At 71.1% G+C, this 6,187-nt stretch carries 5 protein-coding genes; 3 read left to right on the top strand and 2 right to left on the bottom strand.

Annotated elements, in window-relative coordinates:
- On the top strand, window positions 1-740 hold a 740-nt coding region (locus HLK59_RS47250; protein ID WP_171147864.1), incomplete at its 5' end, for a peptidoglycan-binding protein.
- Window positions 741-800: 60 nt separating this feature from the next.
- Here HLK59_RS47250 and snpA read toward each other — a convergent pair.
- Window positions 801-1,460: a snapalysin gene (gene snpA / locus HLK59_RS47245; RefSeq protein WP_171147863.1), complete on the bottom strand. Its 660-nt coding sequence runs from the start codon at window positions 1,458-1,460 to the stop codon at window positions 801-803.
- Window positions 1,461-1,632: 172 nt separating this feature from the next.
- On the opposite strand from snpA, the gene HLK59_RS47240 reads away from it, so the two are divergent.
- A complete protein-coding gene (locus HLK59_RS47240; RefSeq protein WP_171147862.1) occupies window positions 1,633-2,559 on the top strand; it encodes a LysR family transcriptional regulator in 927 nt (308 codons plus the stop codon).
- Window positions 2,560-2,580: 21 nt separating this feature from the next.
- Here the strand turns inward: HLK59_RS47240 and HLK59_RS47235 are convergent, their stop codons facing one another.
- The gene (locus tag HLK59_RS47235) at window positions 2,581-4,671 is read right to left on the bottom strand and encodes a PhoX family protein (RefSeq protein ID WP_171147861.1); all 2,091 of its coding nucleotides are present in this window, start codon (window positions 4,669-4,671) and stop codon (window positions 2,581-2,583) included.
- A gap of 294 nt (window positions 4,672-4,965) precedes the next feature.
- On the opposite strand from HLK59_RS47235, the gene HLK59_RS47230 reads away from it, so the two are divergent.
- Window positions 4,966-6,187 (top strand): VWA domain-containing protein (locus HLK59_RS47230; protein WP_171147860.1); only part of this gene is annotated, 1,222 nt, incomplete at its 3' end.

Raw genomic sequence — 6,187 nt, 5'->3', positions numbered from 1 at the left:
CCCAGGAACCCGCTCCGGCCCCCGGCCCCCAGGAGCCGAGGACAAGGCCCGGTCGGCTCCCGGTGAGTCGTCGGGCCCTCGCTCTGACCGCCGCGGCCGCCCTCACCGTCCTCGGAACCGTCGGCTGGGCCATGTCCCTCTCCTCCACCCCCGACGCCCCGGCCCAGAAGGCGGATTCACGAACCCTGTTCTCCTCCGCCTGCTCTCCCGTGGTGAGCATGGGCCAGCACGACGAGTGCGTACGCGAGGCACAGACACTGCTCAAGCGTCATGGCGCCGTCATCGCGGTGGACGGCGACTTCGGTCCGCAGACCCTGCGCCGGGTGACGGCCTTCCAGGTCATCGCCGGCCTCCCGCCGAACGGCGTCGTCACCGCGGCCACCAAGAAGGCGCTCTACGAGTCGAAGGTCCGCATGGACACCTGGTCGACGAAGAAGGTCCGGGAGCGTATCCGCGAGGTCTTCGACACGACACCGGACGACGCCGTCGCCATCGCCGACTGCCAGTCCTTCCTGGACCCCCTGCACATCCTGCCGAACACCAACGGCACCAGAAACTGGGGCCTGTTCCAGATATCCGACGCCCGGCTGCGCGAGCTGGGCGGAACTCCCGGCAAGGCGCTGGATCCCGAATGGAACATCCAGGCCGCCAAACGCCTCTGGTCCCGCGACCGGGACTTCCACGACTGGCCGCACTGTGAGCGCGCCCTGCGGACCGAGGCGTCGGCCACCCCTTCCTGAGCCCGCACATGGGTGCGGCCGCCCTGTGCAGGAGGGCGGCCGCACCGGTGGGGGGTGGGGTCAGTTCTTGTTGTCGAGGGCCTTCTCCATCGCCGCGGCGAGGCCGTTCGCCCAGAGCTGGTTCACGCGGGAGCGCTCGGTCGCGTTGGGCTGGGCGTTGGTGCAGGACGTGCCGGGGCCGCCGCCGGACATCAGCTCGCTGCACGGGCCCGTGTAGTGGTCCGGGAGGCCGAGGACGTGACCGGTCTCGTGGGCGGTCACGCGCGTGGAGTTGTACTGCTGGTTCTGCCGGTAGTCGAGGAAGATGTAGCCGCTGCCGTGGCCGTCCGTGGAGGCGAAGGAGCCTCTGGAGTCGTTGCCCTCGCGATAGGAGAAGTCGGCGGAGGCGGCCGAGCCGGACTGGAGCTTCACGTTCGAGACCGCGCTGTTCCATATCCGGGTGCTGGAGGCTATCTGCGCACTGAACGTGGGAGCGCGGGAGGCGTCGTAGACGACCGTGACGGCCGCCGTGCTGGTCGGGTTCGCGGCGCGTTTCTCGGCGACGGACTCCAGCACCGCCTGGAAGAAGGCCTCGTCGGCATCTGTGGTCGTGGTCGTGGTTGCGCTCGTGGTCGTGGTCGCGGTGTAGCCGATGGTCGCCGCGGACGCGGGAACCGCCGGTGCCAGACCGAGCGTTGCGAGAGTGAGGCCGAGTGCCGCGGCCATGAGGGGCTTGCGCATCGATGACTCCTTGGTGGGGGGTGAGTCGTCGATGTGAGTCTCGGGGGCTGTGCGCCCGCTGTGATGATGGCAATCGGGGATAGGGCGGGGCTATCAGGGCCCCGATTCGCGGGTGTCGGCGGCGGTTTGTGCGTCTGGTGGAACCTGTGAGCCCGCCTTAGTCTTCCAGGGCATGGAGCTCGAGGTGAGGCACCTTCGCGCGCTGTGCGCCATAGCCGACACCGGCAGCCTGCACCGGGCCGCCCGTCAACTGGGTGTCGCGCAGCCCTCGTTGAGCACACAGCTCAGACGTATCGAGCAGGAGCTGGGCGGGGCGCTGTTCCGGCGGGAACGGACCGGGTGCCGGCCCACCCCGCTCGGGCGGCTGGTGCTGAGCCGGGCCCGGCCGCTCGTGGCCGAGATGCGCTCCCTGGTCACCGAGGCGCGGGCCGCCGCCGTGGGCGGGCCGCAGCTGCGGGTCGGGTCCACCGCGAGCAGAGCCCTGTCGGGCTGGCTGCGAAGACTCAGGGCGCGCGGCCAGGAGCCCACCCTCCACATGGACGTCTCGCCCAACGCCCTGCTGCGCATGGTCGCCGACGGACAGCTCGACGTCGCCTTCGTGCACGAGGTGGAGGGGTGTCCCCTGCGGATACCGGAGGGGCTGCGGCTGCGCGTGCTCGTCGAGCGGGAGCCGCAGTTCGTGTCCCTGCCCGCCGACCATCCGGCCACCGCCAAACCGGTCGTCGACCTCGCCGACCTGGCCCAGGACCGCTGGATGATCGACCCCACCGTGGACGGCGAATGGGACGCCGTCCACCGGATGTTCCGTGCCGCCGGGCTCAACCCCCGTGTCCTGCACGGCGATTACCACACGGCCGCCGCCCTGGTCGCCACCGGCGAGGTCGTCACCGTCTGCCAGCCGTCCTGTCTGCCCCGCCCCGACATGTCCGTACGCCGGCTGCGGGGCGACCCGCTCGGCGTACGGCTGCTGCTCGCGGCCCGCACGGAGACGGACCTGGACGGGGTCCGTCCCGCGCTGGAGGAGGCGTACTGGGAGGCGGCACGGCAGGCGCCGGCGTACCGGGAGTGGCTGGAACACGCGGTTCCAGCCACCCACTGAGTGTCCTTCGGCGGGGAGGGCTCAGACGCCGATGTCGTCGCCGTCCTTGCGCCACACCGCCACGACCGCCGGCCGCACGATCCTGCCCGGCCCGTCGGGCCAGACGCTCGCCGGGTTCTCCACCGTCGCCCCGCTGATCTCGCCCGGGTGCTGGACGGCGACCAGGACACGGCGGTCCTGGACGATCGGGCCGCAGGTCTCGGCGCCGATCGGCATGGTCAGGAACTGCTTGAGCTCACCGCGCCGGTCGCCCTTGGTCGCGACGCCGAAGAGGCCGTCGTGGTAGCCGAGCTGGGCGCCGTCGGTGGAGATCCACAGGTTGCCGTGCGGGTCGAAGGCGACGTTGTCCGGGCAGGAGATGGGGCTGACGCGGTCCTTGGGGAACCCGGCGAAGTAGGTGGCGGGGTCGTTCGGGTCACCGGCGACGAGGAAGAGCAGCCAGGCGAACTTCGTGCTCTCCGGCCGGTTCCAGCGCTCGGTCAGCTCCAGGATCTGCCCGTGCTTGTTGGCGCTGCGCGGGTTGGCCTCGTCGGCGGGAGCGTTCGTGCCCACACCGCGGTTGGTGTTGTTGGTGAGGGCGACGTACACCTTGCCGGTGTGCGGGTTGGGCTCGATGTCCTCGGGCCGGTCCATCTTGGTCGCGCCGACCTTGTCACCGGCGAGGCGGGTGAAGACGAACACCTCGTCGGCGCTCATGCCCTCGACGTGCGACACGGCACCCTTGGCGGTCGCGGTGGCCAGCGGTATCCACTCGCCGCTGCCGTCGAACTCACCGTCGGAGGGCAACTTGCCGGTGCCGTCGATCTCGATGGCGGGGGAGTCGCCGGTGAGCTTGGCGACGTACAGCGTGCCCTCGTCGAGCAGCGAGAGATTGTGCTCGCGGACGGCGCGGCCCGTCCCCCTCTTCATGCGCTTGCTGCTGACGAACTTGTAGAAGTAGTCGAAGCGCTCGTCGTCACCGGAGTAGACGACGGGGCGCCCGTCGTCGGTGAGCCGGATGGTGGCGCCCTCGTGCTTGAAGCGGCCGACGGCGGTGTGCTTGCGGGGCGTGGAGGTCGGGTCGTACGGATCGAACTCGACGACGTACCCGAACCGGTGCACCTCGTTGGGCTCCTGGGCGACATCGAACCGCTTGTCGAACCGCTCCCACTTGCGCTCGGTGGCCCCGGTCCCGATCCCGTACCGCTTGTCCGTCGCCCGGCTGCTGTTGGCGAAGTACTGGTTGAAGTTCTCCTCGCCGTGCAGGGAGGTACCCCAGGGGGTCGTACCGCCCGAGCAGTTGTTGAGCGTGCCGAGGACCTTGGTGCCGGTGGGGTCGGCGGAGGTCTTCAGGAGGTCGGAGCCGGCGGCGGGCCCGGTGAGCCGGAATTCCGTCGTGGCCGTGACACGGCGGTTGAGGGGATGGCGGGGTACGACGGTCAGCTTGCCGCTCTTGCGGCTCTCCTCGACGACGACGGCGGACAGCCCGTGCGCGGCCCAGGCGATCTCGACCTGTTCGCGGGTCGGGGCGGCGGCGTCGTAGCCGCGGAACATGAGCACCTCGTCGGTGTACTCGTGGTTGGCGACGAGGAGCTGCTTGCCGTGGCCCAGCGGGAGCAGGGTCAGATAGTCGTTGTTGTACCCGAACTGTCCGGCCTGGGCGGCGGCGGTCTGGTTCTCCGGGTCGAAGGCGGGCGCGCCGCGCAGGATGGGCTCGCCCCAGCGGACGACGACGTTCTGGGCGTAGCCGTCCGGGACGGTGACCTGGTCGGCGGTGTTGGGCGCGACCGGGGTGAAGCGGAGCCCGCGGGCGGCTTTGCCGTTGCCGGGCTTGTACGAGGCGGCGCTCGCGTCGGTGGCGTCCGCGGCGGCGTGGGCGCGGGGTGCGGCCGCGAGGGTGGCGGAACCGGCGGCCGCGGCGACCGTCACGACGGCGGCGGCCTGCATGACACTCCGGCGGCTGACGGCACCGGCGATGACGTCACCGACGTACTCGTTGGCGCTGGTGTTGGGCGCCTCGTGGAAGCAGGCGTTGCCGCACCGGTACAGGCAGGTCAGGGCGGAGCGGCCGCCCGGGTGCGCGTCGGTCGGCTCGGATGACGACGTTCTGATGATCGGCAGCAGTTTGCGCATTTTGTGTTCCCCTTGCTTCCCCATGGAATCCCCTTGAATCCGCGTCACGGACGCTAGGAGCCCGTTTGTGCGGCAGCGGGGACTCTCGGTGAACTGCCGGTGAATCCGAGGTAGCGGTAAGGGAGTTGGGGGCGCGGGGGAGGATGGGGACCGGCCTGTGGCCGATTGGCGGTCTTGACGGAGGCAGGGTCCTGTGTCCGCCCCTCCCCAAGATCACCATCCAGGGCCGCTAACCTTACGTGTCCGTCCTGGCCAGGGATTTACGGGCATCAACTCATGCGAAGGGTTGCGCACATGGGCATTCTCACTCTCCTGCGGAACGCGTTCGGCCGGTCACGCAAGGGGCGTAGCGCCGAGGCAGAGGGTGCGGAAGGGACGAAGCCGACGGTGCCCTCCCCGTCGCCCGAACCCTCGACCCCGACCTCGGCTTCGGCCCAGGTCCCGGAGCAGCGTCCGTCGACGTCGCCGTCCCTTTCGACGAAGGACGAGCACGATCTGGTGTCGGCCGCATTCGACAACGTGGCGGTACCGAAGCCGGCGGGTCCGGTGGACGACCAGGAGCCTGCGGCGGCGGAGCCGACGCCGGTGACGGTGGAGGAGCCGGCCGCGACGGAGGCGAAGACCGAGGAGGCCACGCCGGTCGCCGAGGAGCCGGAGGAGTCGACGCCGGTCGCCGAGGAAGCCGCCGTGGACGAGAAGGCTGCCGAACCCGTCGCGGAAGAGGCGCCGACGGCCGAGGAGCCCGTCACGGAGCCGACTCCCGAGCCTGAGCCGGAGGCGGTCTCCACCGAGGCCGTGGCCGAGGAGCCGGCGGCCGTCCAGGAACCCGCCACGGAAGAGGCCCCCGCCGAGACACCGGAAGCACCGGCCGCGGAGGAGCCCACCCCGGAACCTGCCGCGGAGACGGAGCAGGAGCCTGTCGTAGAGCCCACCCCGGAGCCCGAGCCCGAGGCTGTCGCGGAAACCGAGCCCGAGCCGACCGCCGAGGTCACGCCCGAGCCCGAACCTGCCGCCGAAGAGACCGCCCCGGAGCCGGCGACGGAGCCCGAGCCCGTCGCCGAGACGGAGCCCGAGCCGCAGCCGGCCGTCGAGGAACCCACCACCCCTGAACCGGTCGCTTCCGAACCCACCACCCCCGAACCGGTCGCCGCAGCCGCCGACGGCGAGTCCGCCCCGCAGGGGCCACCCGCAGCCGACGACGAAAGCAGCACGGGTGGTGCGGGTGGGAACACCGACGCCGAAGGCGAAGCCGAGGCGACGATCGCCCACGACGCCGCCGCCCTCGCCCTCGCCAAGGCCGGCCTCACCACCGCCCGCGCCAGGACCTACCTCGTCCTGGACCGCTCCGCGAGCATGCGCCCGTACTACAAGGACGGCTCCGCCCAGGCCCTCGCCGACCAGACCCTCGCGCTCGCCACCCACCTCACCCCGGACGACACCACCCCGTCGGTCCACGTCGTGTTCTTCTCCACGGAAGTGGACGGCACCACCGACCTCACCCCCACCTCCCCCAAGG

Source organism: Streptomyces sp. S3(2020), assembly GCF_013044505.1.
In the GTDB taxonomy this organism is placed as follows: Bacteria; Actinomycetota; Actinomycetes; order Streptomycetales; family Streptomycetaceae; genus Streptomyces.
The sequence above is the reverse complement of the archived record's forward strand: the minus strand, read 5'-3'. Positions and strand labels throughout refer to the sequence as shown.